Consider the following 22,476-nt stretch of genomic DNA (forward strand, 5'->3'; position numbering starts at 1 on the left):
CACAAGGGCTTTCAATATTTAGCCTGTAAACTTGGCAAAGTCTGAGGCATCGATAATGGTAGAGGTAAAGCGTTTTTTACCAGTTTTTCGCTGTATTTCACGGCACAACTCGATAAAGTTCAAGTGGCTAGAGTAAAACTTGCCAACTAAGCAGCCTGCTGACCACTTACCAACAGAGTTATTACTAAAACTTGGACTTGTAGAATGCTGGTTAATGCCGTAACCATCACCAGTAAAAATAGGATCGCCAATGCGTAACCCGTCCTGGTTAAGGTCACGATGGATCTTTAAGTTGCCAACTTGGACTAAAGCGGGTTGACCTTTATGATCGCCTAACGCCCAAGCATCCTTATGCTGCATTAAAGCGATACGTGCAGCGCCATTCGGGTTAAGCGGTCGGTTTGTGTAAAACTCCCCCGGCTCTGAGGTTGCAATATTACTAAAAAGTACAATGCCCTCATTAGTGACTACCGATCGGGCATCATCCCATTTATCAAGTCTGCCTACTATAGGTTGCCAAGTATCAGGATCGCAGTCTTCAATATATACAATGTTCCAAGGTTCGATCTCGTACCCCTTGAATGCCATGTATTTTAGTAGGCGTTTTCCATCAAGCGCCATTATTTAACCTCACTTGGAGAAGACATAAATACGCTGTCTTTCACCAGTTCTTTAGGCAGTGAAAAAATGCGTCCTGACTGCATTTCAAAAAACTGTAAACCTTCCCTAGATCCGATGTATTTAACCTTGTGGATCTCAGGCACAAAATAGCACTCAGTAGGGATGTATTTAAACTCCATTGCTGTTACCTATGACATCCCTACTAAGGTGTTTTTGTTACTCAGAAACTACATTTTTAGACACTCTGGGTTGCTTCTTAACGACTGATGGCGCTTGTACTTCAGTTTGTACGGTTTCCTCTTGAGCATCTAGCTTTTCGGCTTGTTCGTCTGGAGTAGCAACTAACTGATCGGGGATGGGTTGAGTATCAATATCCATAGGCGTTAGTTGCTCGTTTAAAAGCTCAGGATCGATCCTAATGTCCATACCGTTATTCAAGCGTCTGAAGGCTGGTAAACCTAAGATAGTCCCCAGATATCGCACCTCTACACCTTCAGCCTTTAAGCGATAGCTTCTACCGATCGCCAAGTCCATATTTTTAAACCCTTCTGTAAGTCTTGATAGTTCATTACTAAAGTGTAGTTGTACTAGTTGACATGGCTAGTTAGCATTGTTAGCATAGGATAAATCACCAAGAGGGTTTTAAATGGTCTTACAGGCAGTGAATAAAAGGAAAGCTACAGATGTCATGAAAAGCTGGCGTTTAGTAGCTAACATTGACTACCAAAACTTAGACCGCGATACTTTGAAAAATAAGCTAAGAGATATCAGAGAAAGAGTAGAAACCAAGGTTAACTTATCTGCTTCTACAGAACACTTAAAACTGCAATGGAAGCGAATAGTCGATGATATTGAATACATGGCAAGTCGTGTAGAGTGGCACAAAGTTTTTTACTCAAACTTTCACGATAGCTATCTCTATTACAAAAGTATTTTGTCAGAGGAAGATAAAGCGAATAACATCAATAGCCCCCGGTTTCCTGCACTCGATCAACTGGAAGAAATAGGGCAATATTTCTACTTGAGACAGTTAACTAGTTATGTGGAAGAAAAGAACTTACAACATAGCATCTTAGTTAATATAATGGATGTCGCAACATTGAGAGAGCATTTAACCTTTTTCATCAATAAAGGCGTAACAGTTCACCCAAAACTTAACCAGTCACCCTCTACATTACAAATAGAACTTTTAAAGATCGTGAGTGACTTAACAGCCGCAACAGCAGAAAAATAAACCATTTAACTAGTTAACATAGTATGTTAACATAAAAGAACAGCACCATAAGAACCAAAGACATTAACTCATGCTCTACACAAGACTTTCAGGCATTAACTTCAACACAGCGACAGAAACATTTAAGGCTAACTGGCTGGTAAGGGCTTGGCACATTTTCGGTTTTGATACCTCAGCTAGTCCTAGTCTGGAAGAGATAAAGCGACAGTTGAAAGAGGCTCAAGAAACGCTCGGTATTGACTTATCGATCAGCCTGAGCAACTTTCTCGTTGTGGGCGCTGAGTGGTTAACGGTGCGGAAAGAGATCGAAAGGTTAAGCCTAGAGACAAACTGGCATTTAGTCCAATGGGTAGAAGAGTATCAAAAATACCTACCTCGTAAAGTGTCAGAGAATAAGCCTAAGCGGTTTGACGTTTTAAACGACTTGGAAGAGATAGGGCATCATTACCACTTATCAAAGCTTATTAGCCTAGCCTATAGCATTTACATCTACGAAAAACCCCAGTTAATACCAGGGTTAGAACGTCCCCAGATCCTCACTGATATTCGGCATTTTGAGCGGTTAGGGGTAGTACCGCAAATATCGCTAGAAAGTCACACTTACATACTCAGACAAGAGTTAGAGAACATCGTAGAGGACTTAAGGAAGCTACCAAAGAGAGCTATAGTACGCCATAGCACTAACTAAAAGATATTGCAACACATAGCAGGTTAACCTGTGTTAGTATTTAGGAAAAAGTAAAGTTACTAATGCTACACAGGTTTTGTCATGAAAACGAAAGCAGAAATACAAGAGCAGTACCTAGAATGGCTCAAGGGTAAGTCTTTGAGAACGATCGCTCGTCAAGTTGGCATCTCTCATAGTGCAGTACAAGCAAAGTTTCAAATGCTCTATGGTCGTCAGGCTACCGATCCGGTTGCTACCTCATTGGTGAGATCTCTTTTAGATGACTATGGCTGTACTGAAGAAGTGTTAAGTTTATTACCTAAACTGATAGGTGTTTACGAAAATACCCAACATCGATCGCGTCATTCCATCAACCAACTTACCCGCTATCAGACCGCAACTGACGATCTGATGATGGACTATTTGACAGAGGTTGCTTCTGTGTCGGATGACAACGGCGTAACAGCCTTGTTTTACAGCCCGGATGAAAGAGAAGCTGAGGATAAACCAGAGCCTTTAAAGCTACCTTTATTTCTGTTGTTATCAGTTGCACTGGTTAACCTGCTAGGTGTATTAATGCCTAAAAAGTCCTCTGTAGCAAACTTCAAAAATAAACAGGAAAAAACTCTTTTAGCAAGTTGACATTACTGGTTTACCAGTGTTAGCTTTAAAGAAGTTGAAAGAAGGTTAACCAATGGCTAGACGTACTCGACACATCAAAGAAAGTTGGGAAACTTGGGATGATAGTAGTAATAGCGGGTTTATCTCATCTGGTAGCAGTTCATCTTATAGTCGTTCGTCAGACTCAAATATTAACGATGATAGTACACCTTACGAGTCTGGTTATTATGTTTCAGATAGTTCTGACAGTAACTACTCAGATGATAGCTCTTACTCTTCCTCTTCTTCGTCTATCAATGTAGGGGACAAAAAGACAGCCCTAGTCTATATTTTGATGGTTGTTGGTATCGGATCGTTACTGGTTTCAATGGGAAACATGAATAGACACAACAATACAACAAATATTCACATTGATGAGATCAACGGTGACGGTAACAAAATAGAGTTTTACCAGAAATAATGAAAGAAGAAAAAACTATTTACTCTGTTTCTGTAGGCGCTCTAGCTGGTTTATTTATCGGGTTCCCCGCTTGGTTAGCTTCTGAGGATTTCGGACATTTAGCGGTAGCTTTACTATCAGGAAGCGTGAGCGGTTACTTAGTAGAAACTGTTAGACCTGAAGACAGGAAAACCAGAAATAAAAAGGGGTTAAGTAACGCTGAAGTAGTTAGAAAACTGTCAAAGGTAGCTGAAGACTACGGTAAACTACCCTCTAGCTCTGGGTATTCTTTAGAAGCTCACAGCAGTATTTTACAACTATTAGAACATTACAAAGAACAAGATAAAAACTAGTTAACTAGGAAAATATCAATAACGTCTTAGGGATGAGATATTTTTTAAACCTTAAGGCGTTATTATCATGACTACAGAAAAACCAAACTTTCAAGCAATATTGTCAGAACTATCAGAACTAGGTGTTAACCATGTAGGTTTAGCTGCCAAACTGGAGCAAATACGCCTACAGTCGATCGCAGGTTGGGAACAGGAAAAAGTAGCCACGCGATCGGAGACTGGCAAGGTCGATCTATTGGAGAAGTACCCCGAAATAGCAGCCCGTTGTATCGCGCTTCAGTTCCAAATATTCCAAGATGCGATGAACAGAGCCAACGATACCCAAACTGAGACAGATGTTAGTTTTACCGTGAATGTTCTGCCACTTGAGGAAGAAAACCGTTAAACTGGTTGACATAGTAGGTTATCATAGATAAAATAGTGGTATATAGAAAAAATAGGACTAGTAAGGAAATGTATGAAAAACAGATCGCTACTTTGAGGCAAGTAGTAAGTTTATTAACTTCGTTGCAGACTGAAATGATCCAAGATCAGGAAGCGGCGATCTTAGAAGGTGAGGACTATTCAGGTAAAAAGGTTTTAAAAGAAGTCGATACAGCCCGGATCAAGTGCTGCAACATCGTCTTAGGACTTCAGGCATTGACCACTACAGATCCCATGAAATAAGGAGTTTAGTTTAATGGCATTAACTTATCGGTTGAAAGAACAGGTCATTAACTCAGTTTTTACCGCTATCCGCACCGCTATCAATACCTTAGATACTCCAGACTTTTTCCTAGTCCGTCATCACCTCAGAGTTGCTTATGTTGCAGCCTGTGACGCTCTAGCAGCCAACACAGAGCCAGTTAACCCAAATAAGTCTTCTGAGATCTACCAGAGTTATGCAAGACGTTTAGACAGTATTGCCTTAGAGTTGCAGGCTATCAACTCAGAGTTACCAGGCTATCATCAAGCCATTTCGGAACGACTCAACAAGATGACTAGAACTTTAAGACTGACATCAGATGAACTCAAGACAATGAAGCCGATCATGCCTGATGCTGACATCTCTCAGTTAAAAAGAGCTTTAGGCGTTTTGGACAGACTAAATGCTTATGAAGAAGTAACGGAGTTAAAAACTAAGATCAACTTGCTATTATCTAAAGCAGCTTAAAAAGTTAAAAAGTTAAAAAATCCCTCTCAATAAACACCTTAGAGATGATAAGTTTCTAGGGTGTTTTTGATGTGGAAATAAGGCTGCATTCAGGACAAATGAGGGTATTTAACGATCCTCATAGAATCAGGACTTTAGTAGCAGGACGTAGGTTTGGCAAGACTAGGTTGGCTACCTATGAGTTATTAGTAAGAACTTTATCATTTCAAGGTAAGACTAGTTTAGAGTCCCCAGAAGTCGTATTAGGAGTTTTACCCACATTACAACAGGCTAAAAAAGTGCTTTGGCAACCTTTGGTTAACTTAGCTGAAACTGAGTTATTCCATGTAGTTAAAAACATTAATAAAAGCGAATATCGAATCGACTTTAAAGGCAGTAAACCGAGTATTATTGTTAGCGGCGCTAATGACCAAAATGGCGATCGCTTAAGAGGTTTAAGAGTATATTTTATATTATGCGATGAGTACCAAGATTGGAAATCAGGAATTTTTGAGACTGTTGTTTTACCTGCAATGTCAGACACAAAAGGTAGTAGGGCATTAATCACAGGTACACCAAAAGGTAAGAAAAATACCTTATATGAAATGTTTCAAATGTGTGAGAAATTGCCTGATGAGTACGCCTCTTTTAATATGCCTACATCTACTAATCCAACAATACCAAGGGCAGAAATACAAGCGGCTAGACTTAGACTACCTCCCAAACTATTTAGGCAAGAGTACGAAGCCTCATTTTTATCATTTGATAACCAGTTTTACACCGAACTTTCAGAAGAAAACCTAGTTAACTATGTTCCTAATAGTTTTGACTTGGTGGTTATGGGTTGCGATTGGGGAGACATTAACCCCGCAATAGTCGTAATAGGACGCAATAACGGTGTCTGGTACTACTTAGAAGGTTGGCAAAACAACACAGGTCAAGTAGTACCAGAGCCTACTTTTGACAGTCAAGCTCTACGTTTAGCAAGTCGTTGGAATGTCCATATAACCTACTGTGACCCCTCAAGACCAGCATCTATATTAAGAATGCGTACTATGGGCGCTCAAAATAGCGTAAGAGGACTACAGCAGACGGTAGCAGGTTTTAACGCGATCGCTGAAGGTATCAACCAAGTACACAGCCTTATTTATCAGCGTAAGCTACTGTTTCCGACTGCAATAACGAGTAATGCTAAGGGTTATGTATCTGGTAAAGATGCGTATGAGCTAATGATGAGCTATCACCGGAAAACGGCTAAAGACGGGACTATTCTAGATATTCCGGCTGAAGGACAGAACGATCACCTAATCGATGCGATACGCTACGCGCTTGCTGTTCCTACAGGTACAAATACTCAATAAAAATATCTATCGAACTAACTCATCGGTTAAGCTCCGCTGCCTGCAAGGGTTCCAAAAAAGGTTAAAAATACTGACCATTTTGGTCATAAAAACGTGGTAAAACTGACCAAAAAGTAGTTATATTAAAGAAGTGAGCCACAGAGAAAGATAAAACCACATAAAGGTTTTTAAAAACAATGCAACAGATAAATAAGCAACAGCAAGGGCAAGCGCCTAGAAAAGATGGCGTTTATTATGCCGATGGTTTCTATACCAAAGATGAGATAGCTAGAGATAACTTAAACCTTGTTATTGCCATTGTCTTAGCGCCGTTTACTTTAGGTCTTTCTCTCTTCCTTCACGCTTGGTTATGCCTGCTAGGGCTGTAACTTTATTTGAGGTGAAATGTATCAACAACAAGGAAACGGTAAGGGCTATCAACACTCCCAGCAACGTGGATATCAACAAAGCTTAGGTCAACCCTTTGATCGGCAACAAACCACGTTTCAGATACAAAATGCCCAAGTAGTAGACGGGCAACTGAGAGTTAGTGGGGTGCTAGATCTATTCATCCCTATCGATCAAGGTCAACAGTTTGGACAACAACAACAAAGGGGGTATTAATGACCAGACCAGAAGACATGGGCAAAATGGGGAACGGATACGGGCAATACCGTCTTAACGAGCAAACTGGTGAGAGGGAGTGGCGGCATTTGGACGGCTGGTACTCTGACAGCCAACTAAGACAAGATGACTGGAACTTCGGTGTGTCTTTAGCCTTAGCTCCTTTTACCTGTGGTGCTTCGCTTATGGGCTATGGTCTGATGTCCCTGTCAGACTATGAAGAACCAAGCGGCGGTTACGGTGGTGGCTACGGTGGTCAAGGTGGTCAAGGTGGTCAAGGCGGCGGCTTCAATAGAGGCGGCAATGGTGGTCAAAGTGGCGGCTTTAATAAAGGTGGTGGCTACGGAAACCGTCAAGGCGGCTATGGAGGCGGTAAAGGTCGTTATTAACATCCTCTTTAACTAGTTAACTAGGCTTGTTAAGTAAGCAAGTTGAACATTCATTAAAGGAGAAAACACAATGGTAACTCAATGGTTTAACCCCGATGCTAGATACGATGAGGATGGTCATCGGATGGGAGAGTTTGACCGCGTAGCAGGTCGGTATTATTCCGGTGAAGTCTTAGAAGCTAACGACAACGATCGGGACTGGGGGTGGTTATTTGCTATCCCTACGTGCGGTCTATCTCTTGCATTGGCTGAGTTTAACGCCAATGACAGACGGTTAACTGGCAAAGTAAACCCCTGGTAAAGTCCACCCTAAACTAGGGCAATGTCAATAAGTCCCTAGAAATATTTATCAACCTATTAAACGACACTAACAACAACGAGAACCATGATCAATGTACAACAACAGCAAAACCATAGACTTATTTTTGACTTTGGCAACTACGATATCAAACACAGCCTTAATGGATCTCAACCTACTAGTATTCGCTCTTTACGCTTTCAGCTTCCTTGGGGTACTGTAGCTCACAAGTCTAGCCCTTCTTCACCGCTTATTGAGTACCAGGGCATTCGATACCACTACGGCGCTAAGGCTAACGAATATCGCAGTAATGAGCCTACCGTATTAGCAAATAAGCAAGATCGCATCATTCCCGCTTTATTTGCTTGCTTACCCCCATTAATGGGACGGAACGAATATGGCGTATTTCTCACCACGTTTCACCCTATGCCAGAAATGGTTACTCAAGGTTATCGCGCTTCTTTAGTCGGTAAGCATGAGTTTAAGTACAACGGCGAACCAATGGAAGTCAGAGTCCTAGACGTTAAAGTATTGCCTGAAGGTCTGGGAAGCTACCTACACGCTAAGAAGTTGGGCATGGTTCCAGACAAGGGTTATACAGTCCTGATCGACATTGGTGGCGGTACTTGGATCAGTAGGCTTTTCAATGAAGATGGGGACATTATCGGCTCAACAGTAAATGAAAAGGGCGGTGCTTTTGCCTTAGCTCAGAACATTGCTTTTGATGGAAGACTGAGAGCAGCTTTACCCAGTAGACCACTGCCATCTATGATCATGGACGGTCTTGCCAACGGTACTCTACATTACGGCAGCTTACCAGTTACCTGGAAAGACTATTACATGGAATATCTTAAGCCTTGGTTTTCTAGCATTTTGGCAGAAGTTCAAGCCGAATATGCCCCGTATTTTGGCTACATTACCCGCTTTATTCTGACGGGCGGATCAAGCCTATTAGTTAAAGACTTGGTTGCTGATACTCCAATGTTTCTGTCTATGCCAGATCCTCGCTATGCTAACCTTTTGGGCATCTTAGAAAATAATGAGGACATCGTAAATGCCCAAACAGAACAAGCGATACAGGTTTGATCTAGGAGAGCAGGAATATAACTTATTAGACAGGTATAGACAGATCTTAGGACTGCGATCGCACACTGAAGCGTTAAGAGTCCTGATAAACAGTTATGTACCCATAGCAATAAATAACCATCAGAGAGCTATTGGCTTCACTCCAGACCTTCTAAGCAACCCTAGTTTACCTAACCAACCTACAGAGCAGGTTAATCCCCCTGAGATAACGCCAGAAAGTTCTCAACCTCCTGAGACACCCCCGGAAAACTTTTCAGAGCCTCCAAAAATGTTTCTAGGGCTACCAGAACCTACAACTAAACCATCTGTACAGCCCTCACAGATGCCTTTACAAGCCGATCAGATATTTGGGGATCTGATGAGAAGACTAAGCTAAACCTAAATAGCCCAGATGTCTAAGCCCGTCTGGGTTCTACCCTTACCAACACAATGAAACTGAACATTAACCTAATACGCCACAGAAAGAATAAACCGCTTAACTTAGTTAATGACTTTTCAAAAATAGCCCTATTCTCTGCATTACTTCTCGCTTTAAGTGTCACCTCAATATTAATAAGTAATGGGCAGAGTTATCAGCCATCAACTACAGAAAATAACTCTCAATAGTCTACTAGTAGCTATTACCTTAAACCTCACATTTGCCAGTTGTTCGGTAATGTTTAAAGCCTGTAAAATAATGAGGCGTTTATATGGCAAATAAACAGAAAAATAACGAAGTCTTAGAAAATCAACAAGACCAAAACAGTAAAACTAGCAACGGAAAACCTAACAAACAAGGCAAAGGTAAAAAGAAAGGTCTGACTGATGAGCAACTGCAAGAAATAGATCTAGGTCAAAAGTTAGCATGGGGTTCATTAACTTTTATCTGCCTAGCAATATTTCTAGCTGTTGGCTGGAAACTTTATCAAAGTTATCGAGGTAGTCAACCTAGTTTACCTCAGCCTACTCAACAGACAGAGCAGCCGGAACAATCTAAACCTAAGCGCGATAAGCCAGTATTAAACCCAAAAGCTAAAGCCACACCAAAACCTAAGCCAGATGTGGAATATTACCAAGTTGAGCCATTTATCCCATACATCGGCTATACGGACACCTGCAAAAAGATCATCAAGTTTAAGGCTCCATCCGGGCGTTTGGCTACTATCTGCGTATTTCAGCCCCCGAATGACTGGGTTTTAGGTGGTGGGTTGCCTGAAGAGGAGTACACAGCAGAGCCGGGAACAGCACTGTACAAAGCTTTTAAGATAATGGAAGAAAAATATGGTAAACCCCAATAAGAAAAACCAAGACGGGACAAATGTAGATCAGGTAGTCCAGATCCGCTACAAAGATGAATACTCAGGCACAGAGGTATCTAGACAGCTACACCTACCTGGTGAAATACCGGAAGAGGAAGAAGAGGAAGATCCGCAAGAACTACTACAACAGGCTTTTAGATCCGATCTAAATGTACCGCCTACAGTTTTTGACTATGTACAAGACGCGGTTGTATGGACTTGTACCAGTGCCTTTATCAGTCGTTGTGCTTATTTAGCGATCGCCTACATACCAGCCGTTTCGGGAAAGCTTTTAATACCTATTTTGTTTATCGGTGGTTTTGCTATTTTGGTCATTTTGTATCTGGTTTTAATAGCTGGTGAACAGGTCGGCTCTACACTCTACGCTTATCGACTTTGCTTAATAGCCACTGGTATTTTATTCGCCATTTTGTAACCATTTAGTAAATAGGAAATAGCCCCAGATGAACTTAGTAGAACTAGGTATTAGATCAGTCCTAAATAAACATTTTGCAGGTCTAAGCCTAGTTGTTTCTCTAGGTTTTCTTGGCTTGTCAGTGAATGAAAAAGAACCATTTAAAACTACTTATACTTCCTTAGCTGGCATCTCAGCGGCTTCTGGCTACGTACAGAGAAAAAGACAGCAAAAACTCAGAGAACAGCTTGAGGGTTACGGTTTAGACAACAATACTATTGATGCTTATATTGTAGCATCACAGCGTAAAAACCCATTTGGCATAAACCCCAGTAGACCTTTAACGGCTGGACAACTACCGACAAAAATAAAACTAAATGACAGACAAAAAGCACTTTTAGAAGCTAATAAACATTTTGCATCTTTACAACTTCCACCACCAAGGGTTAAGCCTACCCCAATGGAAATGCAGATGATGATGCAGCAGCAAGCACCACAGCCTGTTTACAGAGATGCTTTTAACTTTGATGTATTCAGACAAGATCCTGACCAGTTTCCACATATTTTAATAGTCGGTGCTACTGGGGATGGTAAAAGTACACTGGCTGAATATCTAGGCTTATTAATGTCAGGAAATGGCGGTAAACGTTACGCTATTGCTCCTCACACTAAGCCGGATGACTGGCAAGGTTTTGATGGTGTTTTTGGTGGTGGTAGGTATTACGGAGATGAGAAAGATCCAGAGGTTAGCTATGAAGATATTGTCAACTATCGGTTAGATAAACCGCCTACTGTTTCACAAGTATTAAAAGCCATTTATGCAGAAATGGATCGGCGCTATAAACTACGCGACCAAGGCATAGAAGACTATGAGCAGCATGAATGGTTCATTGACGAAATACCCGCTATTTCTTCTGCCTTGAAAAAGCTTTTAGCTCACGTAATGGAAAAGCTTATTTTAGAGGCAAGAAAAGTAAAAATAAGACTTTGGCTATTAGCTCAAGGTCAGACGGTTAAGCTTTTAGGTATCGAAGGTAAGGGAGAAATCAGAGAGTCTTTAACATATATTCGTTTAGGTTCATTTGCTAAACAATATGCTAAAGAGTTGATGAAAAGTAATGACATTAACCCTGAGTTTTACCAACGTCTACTAGAGGAAAGATGGGCGTGTATGGTGGAAGAAAACTATGCTCAAAGACCACCTTATCAACTAATGAAAGAGGCTATTACACAGTTCTCTAAGACTCGCTTAGACTGGAGATCTAAAGCTCAAAATAGCCTAGTAGGTGGTACGACTAAGAGCCTACAAAGTATTAGAAATAGCACCCAAAAAGTAGCCAGAATAAAAACACAAAAAGAGCCTGTTGGTTCCGATTCCTTGGGGTCATCGTCCGATAATACTATAGTATTACAGAATAACTTAAACTCTGAAACCATTACCAATACTACGTTACAGGAGTTACCATCCTCAGTTATTGCAGACAGACTAAGCAATGTGATGAATAACTCAGTAACTAATAACAGTAACGCTGATAACTCAAAGCTTGTAGCTGTTGAGTCTGATAACGATGATGGCTCTGAGAATGATTCTTATATTTCCGATCGCTCAGTTATTTCTGATAACCCTGATAATATTCAATTGACAACTAATAAAAATGACGGAGTTGGATCTAGCATTTCGGATGTTAACAAAGTTCACTTTACAAATATTCCTGCTGAGTCTGATAGTAGAACTCTTAATGATAGTGTTTTAGTTTCTGAAGAGACTATAGAGGCTTTCGGGAAAAGTTGGACTAAGACAGAACTTAAACAAGTAGCCTTAGATGCGATCGCTAAAGGTGAGAAACGAGGCGAGATAATAAAAAATATCTGGAAGATGGGAGGCAAGAAATATAAAGAAGGTTGCAACATTTGGAATATGTTAGAACTACCTGAAACTTAATAACAGGGAGTAACAAAATAATGGAAAAGGAAAAAGAAAAAGACAAGTCTACCTGTTCATTTAGGATAGATAAAGATCTCAATGACTGGTTACAGGACTATCAAGAGGTAACTGGAAAAAGTAAAACAGATGTCATCATAGAGGCTCTAGTAACTTACCGCCTGTTAACTGTAAACGGCTTTAAAGTTCAAACCTGATAGATAGTAATAACACTGACCAAAATCTGTGTAATACTGACCATTACAATAAATGACCAAATAACACGATATTTTGACCAAATACTGACCAATGACGTTATAATGGTGATGGATAGCGGCACGATGACCTTTTATTGCCGAGAATACAACAGTCAGACTGAGCAAAGGCTTTCAGACTTTCTGATGTATTCGATGACGCTTAAAAGCGAGTGCTGCTTTAAAAATGCAAACATCACTAGTTAACCTGTGATATTAACCCAATCTCAGAAATACTAGGTAATAGTAGCAATAACCTAGAAACTATTATCTATGGACACTGAAAACCAAAATATTGAAAGTACCCAAACTGAAGAGGCGATCGAGAATAGCCAACAGACTCAGCCGGATAGCCAAGAAAATAAGCCTGCTGAGAAACAAACCCAAGATCTAACTGAGATACTATCTACCAAGCTGACAGAACTAATAACACCTTTGGCAGCTAGACTGGAAACTTTAGAGAAAAACAACTCAGTACCTAAGCAACCTGAGAAGAAACCAGAGCAGCCGAAAGAAGACAAACAGGATACTAAAGAAGCTTTGGTTAAGACTTTAGAGAACCGCCTGAAAAACTTAGAGACTGAGCTAAATAAAGCCAAAGAAGAACAAAAACGTAGAGATGCTGAGGCTGTATCAATGAGGTTTGACAATACCCTGCTGACTGCCTTAGACAAGCAACCTGTACTGCATAAAGCAGTAGTTATCGAGTTACTAAGCAACAGGTTTAAAAATGGTGCTTTGGAGAAAGACGGAAGTTTCTATACTGCTGACGGGCAAACTCTACAAGAAGCGGTAGACGCTTTTTTAACTACCGAAGCTGGTAAACATTTCCTACCTGCTCAGTCTTTACCTAATGGCACTGGTACGCCTGCACCCAACAAAAATAAACCAGGACAACAGAAGATAACCACTGCTGAGGCTTTACGTCAAGCATTTTTAAGCAACTTCTAACTTATACCTAGTACCGACTAAGAGCTAGTTAACTGCCTTAAAAATAGGGCAGTTTTTAGTTTTTCTAGGGAACTTTGGGGGAATATTACAGAATATTAAAACTATTTTTACTAGTTGACATAACTAGTTAACCAGTACATAATAAGAAGTATAGAGAACAGGGCAACGCCACACAGCCCACCAAGACATTAACCAAGGAACTAAAGCAATGACTACTCAAGAACTACTCGTTAACGAACTCGGATCAGCAGCTAATAGCCACAACTACAGAAGACTTCAAAAGGCTTTAAAAGCATACAGACAAGCGGGTTACAGAGTATCAGTCAAACTCAACAGCAAAAAGTTCATCCTAGAAGAAGAAGCTATCCGCCTGTATAACGACTTTTGGTATTTCGGAGGTAGACAGCAAAAACAAGAAACCTCATCTGATGACCAGTACACCCAATGGTATGAAGAGTTAAAACGTCAGCAGGCAGAACAGCAAGCGAGATACCAAGCTGAACAAGCAAGAAAGGAAGCTGAACAGCAAGCGGCACAAGCTAAGGCAAGTAAGTCTGCTCAGGAATACGATCGCTACTTCGGCATTATTACATCAGAATGGGGCATCTTATCGATCGCTGGTATGACCTGGAAAGAGATTTATAGAAAGCTTTCTAAAAAGTATCACCCCGATGTTACCAACCATCCTACAGAAGCCATGCAAGCTTTAAATAACATAGCAGAAGCGCGTAAAGTCAACTACCAAGTTTACTGCTATTAATCCCAGTAAAGGCTACTAAATACTAGTTAACCAGTAGCCTTAACTAGCTCTAAGTCCATAAGTACAAGTACTCAGAGGTAACAAGATGGATGAACTGATCAGACAGTTTCTCGCCGCAATACAGCCTAAACCTATCTACTCTAACGATCTTCACGTCACCTACAAAACCTTACAACATCGAAAGGACTTCGGCATAACTGACGACTTTCCTATTTACCTAACCCTGGAACGAGTACCCAGAAATGATCTTAGGTTTGTCGAGATCAAGCGGATAGGCGAGAAGTACAAAGTTTTCCTTAGATAACTAGTTAACATAGCAGTTTTACCATTAGCAGCATTGAACCATAACCAAGACATAGGACACAGCCAAAATGCACATCATATCTTGGGTAGACAACAGACCAGTTAAAGAGCAGTTACGTCAGAATATCTGGGTAACAGGTCAGACAGGAAGCGGTAAAACTCTGCTATTAACCACACTTAAGGCGCTCAAAGTGGAGTTAGAACCTGAGACAGCGTTCACAGGCACTATAGATGTAGCTTACGATATCTTACGCGATCGCATGGTTCACGGCGTTAGGAACGGTAGATCGTTCCTGTTGATGCTAGACGACTTTAACAGTCACTTCATCAGTAAAGATGACTTGAGACACCTGAAAACCATTCTTAATGTTGGCTACCAATACAATATTTTTGTCTGGGGAGCCTCCCAGTGTAGCTCAGTAAATACTTTAGGTATAGCCAGTTACGCAGATAGCCATTTTCACCACGTTAAGCTATAGCACTTATCACACTGGTTTACATAGCAGGTAAACAATAAAGCTAACCAAGACTTACCAAGACATTAACCAAAGACTGAACCACAATGAATCACGTAAACGTACTGACTCAACAGGGTATTACTTACTTTCTGCACTCCCAAAGTGAGGCTGTAGGGGTTGATGTAAAAGGCTTAAGCATCCTTGCTGGTGTACCTCTAGCGGTTATTGTTAGGCTGTTAGATAGTCTCTTAGGTATCTCTGATACCCCAGTGCCAGCGACATTAAAGCCACTAGAAGGCAAAGTTTTTAACAAGTCTCTGGCAGTTATACCCCGAACAGCCGTAGTGGACAGTACAGCCGCGATCGATATCCTAGAATACTTTGCCTTTGAGAACAGGCAATACAGAAACCAACAGGCATTAAGTGCCTATTGTGACTTTAAGACTATCGGACTACGCGATCGCATCTCTTACATGATCCGACGCTTGAAAGTCGAGGCTAAAGGCGGTTAGGCTATTTAAGTTATCGAGAGGGTCTTAAACTCTGGAGAAAACTGGGTTTACCTAGTAAATAATAAATACCAAAACTACCTTAGAAGGATCTAGGGTAGTTCATAACTTATTGACCATATCACCCGGAAGTACCCACCAAGTAACAACCAAATAAACACCAATAACACACGATAAGTAGAACTACTCATCGGGCTTTTCTTTTTATATATTAAGAATAAGTATGTTTAAAAAACAGTGTCTAATAAACACTACTTTTTGACCAAGTTAGCACTTATCTACTATGAATCCAGCAATAAGCAGTATATAGTAATTAAAGTAAAGTCCATTGAGGAAAAATACACTAGCAACCCAACTTGAGCTTAGGTAAGTGGCTTTACCCAGGCATTATAAGTTACTAGGTATTTATCTCTACGGGTTAATTTACTTTACTGTTTATCCGTTAAAAAGGAGAAAAACCACATGGTTAGAGAAGAAAAACACATCACTGTTAAACAAGACTTGGCGCTGAAAAAGATTAGTCTGCCTGATGGAAATGGCTATTTGTTACGTCACGAGATGACAGTAACGCTGTGTCTTGCAGCTTACAGGATCGTAAGCTGTGACTGATAAGCCATAGCAGTTTTAGCCCTTATTTGTCTTTTCCAGCAGTTAGCTTAAGCTGACTGCTTTTCTTTTGTCCTCCTGTCACTCACTTGATCGTGCTTTACGATCGTGCATGAGCTATTAAGCTACTAATGTAGTTGGCTACTTAGTTATAGATGCTAAAGAGTTTAATAGCGGTCTGCTATTTTACTCACATCTACTTATTCTCAGCCTGTTTACCAGGTTTCACTTTTCAAGGTGATAACTGGTGTACAGTTATTCAGTGCAAAAAACCAAGAAGTCTTATGTGCAACAGAATAACTGGTATGCAGTTATTTCTTTTTTATGTTACCCCAAGTAAGGTATTTTGTCACAAAAATATGGGGGTATTTTGTCACAAAAACCCTAAGCGCCTCAATACCTTATTTATAAAACCTACTCATTGTTAAGCCTGCTTGGTAATAATGGCTGTAGGTGATCGCCTGATGCGATACGAGGCTACTTTATTAAGTTATGTTAAAACTAATTGACTTATTGGGTAGCTTTATGTGATTAGTAAATAGCTAAGGAATACCTATCAGGTATTGAAAGATTCTGTTCCAAATAAGTCGTCTACATGACTTAACGAAATACCCCTGTAAGGGCTGAATTGGAATATCCTATCGCAGGTTACACGATCTGATCGCTTTCCCTGTATGGGGCTAGATATTAAACTTTACTAAACCACCAATTATACAAAGGTGGTTTTAGTTTTCTCTGTTTTTGCTACGTATATCAAAAGTACGGATACTAAGTATATAGTCTAAAACTTTAGACTATCGCCTGTCTTATCCTGACACTTGACCAAATACTGACCAAAGTTACCCATATACTGACCTGATAAGATCAGGGAACGGACTCAGCCCTTACTAGGCAAGCATAGGTAACTATTTATTAAGTTTTAGATTTCTGGTAGCTTCATCTGTCTGTCAGGACTCCAGTAGTATTCCCTCAACATTTGGATTGAAGTGCCACAAAGTACAGCTATAGTTTGCATATCCACTCCCTTTCTTAACATCAGTGTGATGAAGGTATGTCTGACATTGTAAAGGGGTAAATATTGGCTAACCTTGCCTTCTGTTACTAGTTGTTTAACTACTTTTCTCCAGCACCTATTAGTGAAGTTATGCAGGTTAATGTAAGTGCCTGTAGGACTGGGGAATATAAGGGAGTTAGAGAAATAAGTATGATTAGTTTTTCTCCTTTCTAGAAACTCTTCTAGCTGACTGTTTATCGGAAAGTTTCTAATAACATCTGTTTTACTTCCCTTTAGTACTCCATTACTGTATGCTTTACTAAAGGTTATTTTGTCTTGTTTAATGTCATTCCAAGTTAGAGCGATCGCATCTTCAGGTCTACATCCCGTAAGAAATAGAAACTCGATAAAGTCTGCATAATGACTATGTTTAAACCTTGATTCTTTTGGGGTATAGGTATCACTTCTGAAGGCTTTTATTATTATTGGTATTTCTTCAACAGTGAAACATTCTGGTTTTTTATGTTTATTCTTTTGTTTCGGTAACTGATCTGTTAATCCTATAAATGGGTTATCCGTTAAAGTCTTACTTTTAACTGCCCAATTACCACAAGCTTTTAAATGAGTAAAGACCTTTTGAAGTGTTCCGGCACTGTAATAGTTTAAAAGGATATCTCCTAAAAGGTGAACGTTATCCAGTTTTAACTGATCTGTAGTGAGTTTACTTAGAGCGTTCCTTACTCTTGAGTAATCCTGTTTAATAGTTGTCTCTTCTACCCTACCCTTTTGACGCTCCTCAAAAAGGTTCCATAACTCCAATAGGTTAGGAACTTTTTTTGAAGTAACGATAGAGGGTACTTCTTTCTTAATACAGTACTTAGATAGTTTGGTATCCGAATAATCAAATAACCCAGCAGCTATATCATGTTTAATCTGTGCTGCTATACTTTCAGCTTTAGCTAGATGTGCTGGATTGTTATAGTTGCCTCGATAAATAGGGTTAGCTCTGTACTTAACCCCGTTAATAACGAACTGAATTCTAATACACCCTTCGCTATCAACAGGTTTTATTTGTGGTGGCTTTGACTGGTACATTTTACCCTGTTTCTTACCCAAATCAGTTGATTTGGGAAGAGGGCATCATTGAAAACCCTTGTCATATCTACGTTTTATGTGATAAAATACGGGACTCATAAGCCTGGGGTCGTTGGTTCAAATCCGACCTGAGCCATTTAAAAATGTAGATATAGCAAGGGTTGATCTGGTTTGGACTGATAAAGGTTACTACAGCCTAAGCGAGTATTCAGCAACTAACCTCGATATTTCAATGCTGGAGAAACTAGAGGCGATCGGGCAATACTACTACTTGTCGCAAGTTCAGCCCATGAAACAGCTAGTAAAGCCTGTTGTTATGTAGTTTTGTTAAAGAACAAACTAGTTAACCAGCTATAAACACAAGTAGGTTAACTAGTGTTATCACCAAAGTATCGAAAGAAAACAACCAAGACATTAAGGACTCAACCAAATGCAGACCACTTACTTAGTTAATAAGGAAGCTTCTCAATACTGCTCGGTTAAGCATTTTTTGCCTTTGGAAGGGCGAAGCATTCGGACAAAAGATCTAGGGTTTGAGTACATAAATTGTCGCCCGAATGCTTCGCCCCTACTCTTAACCGAGCAGTATTGGGAAGCTTCTAAACAGCCTCACTTATCCATTATTTTTGAAAACAACGGTCATACATCAGTAGCAGCCCCTAGTACAGGATAATATTTAACTCAGGAAATGACAGAGGTTTTTCAGAATGGTTACACTCGATCGGGCGGTGACGTTCTAGCACTTTCCTTGCCTGTAGACTTCAAAGTAAGTAAGCTTTTTGATGACGAGTTTGTTTCTTTATTTAACATCTCCCACTATCTAAGAATGTCAATGGCTGAAGCTCATAACTTATTGTTATCTGCTGAGTTTTTTAACTGGTATGGTTCCCCAGTTTCTATTATTGACTATTGCGGCGTTGTACCTGTGGTGAATGTCTATAAAGTTCCCTATGCCTTAGCGTTCTTACAGTATCAAGGTTTTGGACTATAACCTAGCTAACTTAATAACAACAAAATATGACAGTCAAACCCTGGTAAAAACAGGGTTTTATTATTATTAGTAAAAACGGTTAAATTGGGTGGGTATGCCCCGGCATCCAGTTTAATCAGGAAGTTATCTAGACCAAAGTTGTAAACAGTTTTTAATCTAAAAAGAAATACAAAATTTTTAAATACTAAAATATTACTACTTATTTGTTTTTGGTATTTCTTCTAATTGTAATAAAGAATATACTTTAATCTCTTCCCCTGTTAGAGGATTAACTTTTAATGTTTCTTCTATTAGAGCTTTATATCTTTTGTCTATTTCTATGTTTTCATCTAAGCTATTAATTAATTCTTGTGATATGTGACCTTTATATTCCTTGTTATCTTTATCATCATAAATTATGAAAAGCCTCGAATCTTTTCTGTCTCCAACTCCTGCAAGTATAAGTGTACCCATTACTTCATGCAAGTTGGGATTTTCAAGTTCTAGTTTACTTATTATGTCAAAAGTTTCTACTACTTTATGGGAAGGGAATTCTACTATTGCGCCTTTTTCAGGATTAACGGAACCCCATTCTAGAACTAAGTCAGATTCTAAACTCATTAAATGTTTGATTAAATTTTTAAATTTAATTGATGGTTCACCTTGAATCTTTTTAATTTCTTCTCTCAACTTTTGTGGATCATTTCCACTACTTGCTTTTACTAATTCTATAAATTCCTCAGCCGCTTGTTCTGATACGGGAGCGTCGATTAATCTCATTTGCCTTACGTTTGACATTCCAACTCTTATGCCAAAAGAGCCTTGAAATGTATCTATTAAAGATAAACTTAATTCATCTCTAATACTTGTTTTATTAAATCTTTTCTTAACATTTTTAACTATTCGATTTCCCAGAGCCTCAAAGAAATCTTGTGTTGATTTCAGCACTGATCCTATTTCTTTCGCAGGTGCTTCATGTTTATCTGTTTCAAAAAACTGGATTTTCAAGTCAATAATTTCTCTGTTTTCATTCTTTGCAACCGTTGATGTACTCTGTAAAGCCTTTAAAACCTCTGCTTCCGGTCTTTCTTCTACTGCTGACAGTACTTCGATTAGTCTTATAATCTTGATCTCAAAATCTGCAAAATCTTTATCTAAAGGTAGCAGTATATTGACATCTCTAGGTTGTAAATCATTAAACCATATTGATGCTACTCCCTGAACTTCTTTTTTCTTCTTCCATCCCTTATACTTAAGGTACATTTCTACTTTTTTCGGGGAGATATCTTGAATTGATTGTGTTTCTATTTTAGATGTTTTCATAGCCTCCTTCTGTTATCCATATTGTTCATCTAAACCAAATAACTTTTCTCTGTAATCGATACTTGCTTTCATTATATTTCTCATTGCAGTTGGTGTAAACAAGTTTTCTTTAGGTATCTTTATTCTGATTGTTCCTGTTTTATTAGTTGGTTCCTTACCTTTTAATGATATCCAATAAGCACATTTTCTTATTATTGTTTCTCCATTCTCTTCGTCTATTGTTATCCAATCCTCTATTTCTTTTGGTACTACTAATATAACTAAAATCAATGGATCTAGAGTTTTTCTTATAAGTTGTTTGTAGCTTGTTACTTTTAAGTCATATTTATAAAAATCTCCTTCTTCGATAAAGTATTCTGGTGTTGTACATTTGGCTTGAATAAAGAATCTGGCAGCTTCATTATCTAGGGTGCTTACGGAATCTATTATCTCTACATCAATTCCTAAATTATTATCTTTTGCTCTTGTTGCAGTATCAAATATATACCCACATACTGATGCAAGCAGATGTATATACCCATAACTAAACTCCTCTTTTTGGCTATTTTTATCCATCCTTTAAGGTTTTGCTCAAATTATTTTAGTGTTGTTAGTTACTTACTGATGCTTTTTAGTATATAAATTTTACTTTACACCGTCCACTCGATAGTAATTCCTGAACATTTGGTTGAAAGAGAAAAGAATGCGATCGCACCTCTAGCCATTTACAAGATTAGGGATGCGGGGTTAGCGGGTTGGGATAAAAGAGCGATCGCACCCACTCAACCAGAAGCACTTAACAACTTAGTGCTAAGTGAAACATACATAAATAAAATATGGCCCTAATAAACAGTATTTTAGATAGGTCAGTACCAGGTGTTTACGTCACAGAAGATACATTTGGGGCGTTTCCGGCTGGTATTGCTACCTATAGCACAGTTTATATGCTTTCTCGTCAATATCATCAGCCTCTTTTAACTTTTTATCAATACTCGCTATTTTGCCAAAAGCTCTTTTTAACCCCAGAGTAAACCAGTGGGATATAGTATTTGCATTTTAGTTAGCACTCGTAATATATAACTTTTGTTTGATAATAACAAGGGTTAACCTGTGTGTGTGACAGTTCTAACCCGTGCCACTTATAAAAAGGTGACATTATTATACTACTCTGCTTTTAAAGCTATTTTTTGCTGGTAGTTGTTGCTTTTGTCGTCTTACTTTTGGTGTTTTTTCTCTTAGGAGTAGCAAGAGTCGATCGACTTTTCCAGTCTGGTATAACCTCGTTTAAAGCTTCTTGTAAAATAGGTGTTTCTTCCTGAGTAAAACCATTAGCTTTCTTGAGCCATTTACCCCGACTATCTGGACGGGTGATCACTCTGGGAGTACTACCAGTTTTTTCTTTGTAGAGTCTGGATAGTAACAAAGCTAACTTGTGCTTTTCCGATCGTTCCAGTTCTAAACCCTTGCTTTCTAGCCATTCAGATAAAGTTATCATATCTTTTGCGGGTGTAGTTTCTTCTACAGGGTTTAAGTCGTCCGCTAAGGCTAAAGCATATTGTGCGGGTTGAGCTAAAGCCGCAACTAAAAGCTTAAGTATTTGTTTTTTAGGTATTAACTCTAAATAATGAACCTCATTACTGCTGTCCTTGCTTCGGTTTAACTGGTTTAAGACTACAAGCATTTAAAAATGTTCCCTCACTATGAAAGTTTTAATATAGTGAACTACCCCAACTAACCTACGGTATAGTTGGGGCTTCTAACTTCATAGGGGAGTGCCAAAGAACGGACTTGCGACCGCCCTTTGGACTTACCTCCCCTCCGCTAGCAGAAACGGCTGTTCCATCCGTTTGTAAAATT

Annotated in this window: 33 protein-coding genes; 27 read left to right on the plus strand and 6 right to left on the minus strand. The window is 39.3% G+C overall.

Annotated features, from left to right (window positions below):
* Nucleotides 1–18: 18 nt before the first annotated feature.
* Both ACE1CC_RS08365 and ACE1CC_RS08370 read right to left on the minus strand, forming a co-directional pair.
* On the minus strand, nt 19–621 hold the full coding sequence (locus tag ACE1CC_RS08365) for a hypothetical protein (RefSeq protein WP_413270012.1): 603 nt from the start codon (nt 619–621) through the stop codon (nt 19–21).
* 216 nt (nt 622–837) lie between these two features.
* Complete coding sequence (locus tag ACE1CC_RS08370; RefSeq protein WP_413270013.1) at nt 838–1,155, minus strand: hypothetical protein; 318 nt, start codon at nt 1,153–1,155, stop codon at nt 838–840.
* 112 nt (nt 1,156–1,267) lie between these two features.
* Here ACE1CC_RS08370 and ACE1CC_RS08375 point away from each other — a divergent pair, with 112 nt between their 5' ends.
* The 23 genes from ACE1CC_RS08375 (at nt 1,268) to ACE1CC_RS08485 (ending at nt 15,655) form a co-directional block, all read left to right on the plus strand.
* Nucleotides 1,268–1,855, plus strand: coding sequence for a hypothetical protein (locus ACE1CC_RS08375; RefSeq protein WP_413270014.1), 588 nt, complete (start codon nt 1,268–1,270; stop codon nt 1,853–1,855).
* Nucleotides 1,856–1,925: 70 nt separating this feature from the next.
* A complete protein-coding gene (locus tag ACE1CC_RS08380; protein ID WP_413270015.1) occupies nt 1,926–2,543 on the plus strand; it encodes a hypothetical protein in 618 nt (205 codons plus the stop codon).
* Nucleotides 2,544–2,624: 81 nt separating this feature from the next.
* A complete protein-coding gene (locus tag ACE1CC_RS08385; RefSeq protein ID WP_413270016.1) occupies nt 2,625–3,164 on the plus strand; it encodes a hypothetical protein in 540 nt (179 codons plus the stop codon).
* Nucleotides 3,165–3,216: 52 nt separating this feature from the next.
* Nucleotides 3,217–3,603 (plus strand): hypothetical protein, encoded by a 387-nt coding sequence (locus ACE1CC_RS08390; RefSeq protein ID WP_413270017.1) that lies wholly within the window; start codon nt 3,217–3,219, stop codon nt 3,601–3,603.
* A complete protein-coding gene (locus ACE1CC_RS08395; protein WP_413270018.1) occupies nt 3,603–3,935 on the plus strand; it encodes a hypothetical protein in 333 nt (110 codons plus the stop codon). Before ACE1CC_RS08390 ends, ACE1CC_RS08395 begins: the two co-directional genes overlap by 1 nt.
* 67 nt (nt 3,936–4,002) lie before the next feature.
* Nucleotides 4,003–4,320, plus strand: a complete 318-nt coding sequence (locus ACE1CC_RS08400; RefSeq protein WP_413270019.1) for a hypothetical protein — start codon at nt 4,003–4,005, stop codon at nt 4,318–4,320.
* Between the two features lie 68 nt (nt 4,321–4,388).
* Nucleotides 4,389–4,601, plus strand: a complete 213-nt coding sequence (locus ACE1CC_RS08405; protein ID WP_413259879.1) for a hypothetical protein — start codon at nt 4,389–4,391, stop codon at nt 4,599–4,601.
* Between the two features lie 13 nt (nt 4,602–4,614).
* A complete protein-coding gene (locus ACE1CC_RS08410; protein WP_413270020.1) occupies nt 4,615–5,088 on the plus strand; it encodes a hypothetical protein in 474 nt (157 codons plus the stop codon).
* A 98-nt stretch (nt 5,089–5,186) separates the two neighbouring features.
* A complete protein-coding gene (locus ACE1CC_RS08415; protein WP_413270021.1) occupies nt 5,187–6,428 on the plus strand; it encodes a terminase large subunit domain-containing protein in 1,242 nt (413 codons plus the stop codon).
* Nucleotides 6,429–6,604: 176 nt separating this feature from the next.
* A complete protein-coding gene (locus ACE1CC_RS08420; protein ID WP_413270022.1) occupies nt 6,605–6,796 on the plus strand; it encodes a hypothetical protein in 192 nt (63 codons plus the stop codon).
* A 16-nt stretch (nt 6,797–6,812) separates the two neighbouring features.
* Nucleotides 6,813–7,031 carry a hypothetical protein gene (locus tag ACE1CC_RS08425; protein ID WP_413270023.1) on the plus strand — a complete coding sequence of 73 codons (219 nt, stop codon included), beginning with the start codon at nt 6,813–6,815 and terminating at the stop codon, nt 7,029–7,031.
* Nucleotides 7,031–7,420: a hypothetical protein gene (locus tag ACE1CC_RS08430; protein ID WP_413270024.1), complete on the plus strand. Its 390-nt coding sequence runs from the start codon at nt 7,031–7,033 to the stop codon at nt 7,418–7,420. Before ACE1CC_RS08425 ends, ACE1CC_RS08430 begins: the two co-directional genes overlap by 1 nt.
* 70 nt (nt 7,421–7,490) lie before the next feature.
* Entirely contained in the window at nt 7,491–7,721 is a 231-nt protein-coding gene (locus tag ACE1CC_RS08435; protein ID WP_413270025.1) for a hypothetical protein, read from the plus strand.
* Nucleotides 7,722–7,805: 84 nt separating this feature from the next.
* Nucleotides 7,806–8,804: a ParM/StbA family protein gene (locus tag ACE1CC_RS08440; RefSeq protein WP_413270026.1), complete on the plus strand. Its 999-nt coding sequence runs from the start codon at nt 7,806–7,808 to the stop codon at nt 8,802–8,804.
* Between the two features lie 689 nt (nt 8,805–9,493).
* Nucleotides 9,494–10,081 carry a hypothetical protein gene (locus tag ACE1CC_RS08445; protein ID WP_413270027.1) on the plus strand — a complete coding sequence of 196 codons (588 nt, stop codon included), beginning with the start codon at nt 9,494–9,496 and terminating at the stop codon, nt 10,079–10,081.
* Nucleotides 10,065–10,517, plus strand: a complete 453-nt coding sequence (locus tag ACE1CC_RS08450) for a hypothetical protein (protein ID WP_413259886.1) — start codon at nt 10,065–10,067, stop codon at nt 10,515–10,517. Before ACE1CC_RS08445 ends, ACE1CC_RS08450 begins: the two co-directional genes overlap by 17 nt.
* A gap of 28 nt (nt 10,518–10,545) precedes the next feature.
* A complete protein-coding gene (locus ACE1CC_RS08455) occupies nt 10,546–12,438 on the plus strand; it encodes a P-loop NTPase family protein (RefSeq protein ID WP_413270028.1) in 1,893 nt (630 codons plus the stop codon).
* 20 nt (nt 12,439–12,458) lie between these two features.
* Nucleotides 12,459–12,635, plus strand: coding sequence for a hypothetical protein (locus ACE1CC_RS08460; protein ID WP_413270029.1), 177 nt, complete (start codon nt 12,459–12,461; stop codon nt 12,633–12,635).
* A 309-nt stretch (nt 12,636–12,944) separates the two neighbouring features.
* Nucleotides 12,945–13,622, plus strand: coding sequence for a hypothetical protein (locus ACE1CC_RS08465; RefSeq protein ID WP_413270030.1), 678 nt, complete (start codon nt 12,945–12,947; stop codon nt 13,620–13,622).
* 208 nt (nt 13,623–13,830) lie between these two features.
* Complete coding sequence (locus ACE1CC_RS08470; RefSeq protein ID WP_413270031.1) at nt 13,831–14,382, plus strand: J domain-containing protein; 552 nt, start codon at nt 13,831–13,833, stop codon at nt 14,380–14,382.
* 85 nt (nt 14,383–14,467) lie between these two features.
* Nucleotides 14,468–14,686, plus strand: coding sequence for a hypothetical protein (locus ACE1CC_RS08475; protein ID WP_413270032.1), 219 nt, complete (start codon nt 14,468–14,470; stop codon nt 14,684–14,686).
* 67 nt (nt 14,687–14,753) lie between these two features.
* On the plus strand, nt 14,754–15,164 hold the full coding sequence (locus tag ACE1CC_RS08480; protein ID WP_413270033.1) for a hypothetical protein: 411 nt from the start codon (nt 14,754–14,756) through the stop codon (nt 15,162–15,164).
* Between the two features lie 83 nt (nt 15,165–15,247).
* The gene (locus ACE1CC_RS08485; RefSeq protein WP_413270034.1) at nt 15,248–15,655 is read left to right on the plus strand and encodes a hypothetical protein; all 408 of its coding nucleotides are present in this window, start codon (nt 15,248–15,250) and stop codon (nt 15,653–15,655) included.
* A 1,522-nt stretch (nt 15,656–17,177) separates the two neighbouring features.
* Here ACE1CC_RS08485 and ACE1CC_RS08490 read toward each other — a convergent pair.
* Nucleotides 17,178–18,347, minus strand: a complete 1,170-nt coding sequence (locus ACE1CC_RS08490; protein WP_413270035.1) for a tyrosine-type recombinase/integrase — start codon at nt 18,345–18,347, stop codon at nt 17,178–17,180.
* A 430-nt stretch (nt 18,348–18,777) separates the two neighbouring features.
* On the opposite strand from ACE1CC_RS08490, the gene ACE1CC_RS08495 reads away from it, so the two are divergent.
* Together ACE1CC_RS08495 and ACE1CC_RS08500 are read left to right on the plus strand one after the other, a co-directional pair.
* Nucleotides 18,778–19,020, plus strand: coding sequence for a hypothetical protein (locus ACE1CC_RS08495; RefSeq protein WP_413270036.1), 243 nt, complete (start codon nt 18,778–18,780; stop codon nt 19,018–19,020).
* 15 nt (nt 19,021–19,035) lie between these two features.
* Nucleotides 19,036–19,338: a hypothetical protein gene (locus ACE1CC_RS08500; protein WP_413270037.1), complete on the plus strand. Its 303-nt coding sequence runs from the start codon at nt 19,036–19,038 to the stop codon at nt 19,336–19,338.
* A gap of 195 nt (nt 19,339–19,533) precedes the next feature.
* Here the strand turns inward: ACE1CC_RS08500 and ACE1CC_RS08505 are convergent, their stop codons facing one another.
* Entirely contained in the window at nt 19,534–20,640 is a 1,107-nt protein-coding gene (locus ACE1CC_RS08505; protein ID WP_413270038.1) for a hypothetical protein, read from the minus strand.
* Nucleotides 20,641–20,652: 12 nt separating this feature from the next.
* Nucleotides 20,653–21,195, minus strand: coding sequence for a DUF4365 domain-containing protein (locus tag ACE1CC_RS08510; RefSeq protein WP_413270039.1), 543 nt, complete (start codon nt 21,193–21,195; stop codon nt 20,653–20,655).
* Between the two features lie 108 nt (nt 21,196–21,303).
* On the opposite strand from ACE1CC_RS08510, the gene ACE1CC_RS08515 reads away from it, so the two are divergent.
* Complete coding sequence (locus tag ACE1CC_RS08515; RefSeq protein ID WP_413270040.1) at nt 21,304–21,465, plus strand: hypothetical protein; 162 nt, start codon at nt 21,304–21,306, stop codon at nt 21,463–21,465.
* On the plus strand, nt 21,456–21,650 hold the full coding sequence (locus tag ACE1CC_RS08520) for a hypothetical protein (RefSeq protein ID WP_413270041.1): 195 nt from the start codon (nt 21,456–21,458) through the stop codon (nt 21,648–21,650). The genes ACE1CC_RS08515 and ACE1CC_RS08520 overlap by 10 nt, the downstream gene beginning before the upstream one ends.
* 149 nt (nt 21,651–21,799) lie before the next feature.
* Here ACE1CC_RS08520 and ACE1CC_RS08525 read toward each other — a convergent pair whose 3' ends face one another.
* A complete protein-coding gene (locus ACE1CC_RS08525; protein ID WP_413270042.1) occupies nt 21,800–22,300 on the minus strand; it encodes a hypothetical protein in 501 nt (166 codons plus the stop codon).
* Nucleotides 22,301–22,476: the final 176 nt, after the last annotated feature.

Source organism: Floridaenema aerugineum BLCC-F46, from assembly GCF_041929345.1.
Lineage (GTDB): Bacteria > Cyanobacteriota > Cyanobacteriia > Cyanobacteriales > Aerosakkonemataceae > Floridanema > Floridanema aerugineum.

Coding starts and splice junctions, on each gene's coding strand:
- ACE1CC_RS08365 (WP_413270012.1), bottom strand. CDS start 621: ATGGCGCTTGATGGAAAACGCCTACTAAAATACATGGCATTCAAGGGG.
- ACE1CC_RS08370 (WP_413270013.1), bottom strand. CDS start 1,155: ATGGACTTGGCGATCGGTAGAAGCTATCGCTTAAAGGCTGAAGGTGTA.
- ACE1CC_RS08375 (WP_413270014.1), top strand. CDS start 1,268: ATGGTCTTACAGGCAGTGAATAAAAGGAAAGCTACAGATGTCATGAAA.
- ACE1CC_RS08380 (WP_413270015.1), top strand. CDS start 1,926: ATGCTCTACACAAGACTTTCAGGCATTAACTTCAACACAGCGACAGAA.
- ACE1CC_RS08385 (WP_413270016.1), top strand. CDS start 2,625: ATGAAAACGAAAGCAGAAATACAAGAGCAGTACCTAGAATGGCTCAAG.
- ACE1CC_RS08390 (WP_413270017.1), top strand. CDS start 3,217: ATGGCTAGACGTACTCGACACATCAAAGAAAGTTGGGAAACTTGGGAT.
- ACE1CC_RS08395 (WP_413270018.1), top strand. CDS start 3,603: ATGAAAGAAGAAAAAACTATTTACTCTGTTTCTGTAGGCGCTCTAGCT.
- ACE1CC_RS08400 (WP_413270019.1), top strand. CDS start 4,003: ATGACTACAGAAAAACCAAACTTTCAAGCAATATTGTCAGAACTATCA.
- ACE1CC_RS08405 (WP_413259879.1), top strand. CDS start 4,389: ATGTATGAAAAACAGATCGCTACTTTGAGGCAAGTAGTAAGTTTATTA.
- ACE1CC_RS08410 (WP_413270020.1), top strand. CDS start 4,615: ATGGCATTAACTTATCGGTTGAAAGAACAGGTCATTAACTCAGTTTTT.
- ACE1CC_RS08415 (WP_413270021.1), top strand. CDS start 5,187: ATGAGGGTATTTAACGATCCTCATAGAATCAGGACTTTAGTAGCAGGA.
- ACE1CC_RS08420 (WP_413270022.1), top strand. CDS start 6,605: ATGCAACAGATAAATAAGCAACAGCAAGGGCAAGCGCCTAGAAAAGAT.
- ACE1CC_RS08425 (WP_413270023.1), top strand. CDS start 6,813: ATGTATCAACAACAAGGAAACGGTAAGGGCTATCAACACTCCCAGCAA.
- ACE1CC_RS08430 (WP_413270024.1), top strand. CDS start 7,031: ATGACCAGACCAGAAGACATGGGCAAAATGGGGAACGGATACGGGCAA.
- ACE1CC_RS08435 (WP_413270025.1), top strand. CDS start 7,491: ATGGTAACTCAATGGTTTAACCCCGATGCTAGATACGATGAGGATGGT.
- ACE1CC_RS08440 (WP_413270026.1), top strand. CDS start 7,806: ATGATCAATGTACAACAACAGCAAAACCATAGACTTATTTTTGACTTT.
- ACE1CC_RS08445 (WP_413270027.1), top strand. CDS start 9,494: ATGGCAAATAAACAGAAAAATAACGAAGTCTTAGAAAATCAACAAGAC.
- ACE1CC_RS08450 (WP_413259886.1), top strand. CDS start 10,065: ATGGTAAACCCCAATAAGAAAAACCAAGACGGGACAAATGTAGATCAG.
- ACE1CC_RS08455 (WP_413270028.1), top strand. CDS start 10,546: ATGAACTTAGTAGAACTAGGTATTAGATCAGTCCTAAATAAACATTTT.
- ACE1CC_RS08460 (WP_413270029.1), top strand. CDS start 12,459: ATGGAAAAGGAAAAAGAAAAAGACAAGTCTACCTGTTCATTTAGGATA.
- ACE1CC_RS08465 (WP_413270030.1), top strand. CDS start 12,945: ATGGACACTGAAAACCAAAATATTGAAAGTACCCAAACTGAAGAGGCG.
- ACE1CC_RS08470 (WP_413270031.1), top strand. CDS start 13,831: ATGACTACTCAAGAACTACTCGTTAACGAACTCGGATCAGCAGCTAAT.
- ACE1CC_RS08475 (WP_413270032.1), top strand. CDS start 14,468: ATGGATGAACTGATCAGACAGTTTCTCGCCGCAATACAGCCTAAACCT.
- ACE1CC_RS08480 (WP_413270033.1), top strand. CDS start 14,754: ATGCACATCATATCTTGGGTAGACAACAGACCAGTTAAAGAGCAGTTA.
- ACE1CC_RS08485 (WP_413270034.1), top strand. CDS start 15,248: ATGAATCACGTAAACGTACTGACTCAACAGGGTATTACTTACTTTCTG.
- ACE1CC_RS08490 (WP_413270035.1), bottom strand. CDS start 18,347: ATGTACCAGTCAAAGCCACCACAAATAAAACCTGTTGATAGCGAAGGG.
- ACE1CC_RS08495 (WP_413270036.1), top strand. CDS start 18,778: ATGCAGACCACTTACTTAGTTAATAAGGAAGCTTCTCAATACTGCTCG.
- ACE1CC_RS08500 (WP_413270037.1), top strand. CDS start 19,036: ATGACAGAGGTTTTTCAGAATGGTTACACTCGATCGGGCGGTGACGTT.
- ACE1CC_RS08505 (WP_413270038.1), bottom strand. CDS start 20,640: ATGAAAACATCTAAAATAGAAACACAATCAATTCAAGATATCTCCCCG.
- ACE1CC_RS08510 (WP_413270039.1), bottom strand. CDS start 21,195: ATGGATAAAAATAGCCAAAAAGAGGAGTTTAGTTATGGGTATATACAT.
- ACE1CC_RS08520 (WP_413270041.1), top strand. CDS start 21,456: ATGGCCCTAATAAACAGTATTTTAGATAGGTCAGTACCAGGTGTTTAC.
- ACE1CC_RS08525 (WP_413270042.1), bottom strand. CDS start 22,300: ATGCTTGTAGTCTTAAACCAGTTAAACCGAAGCAAGGACAGCAGTAAT.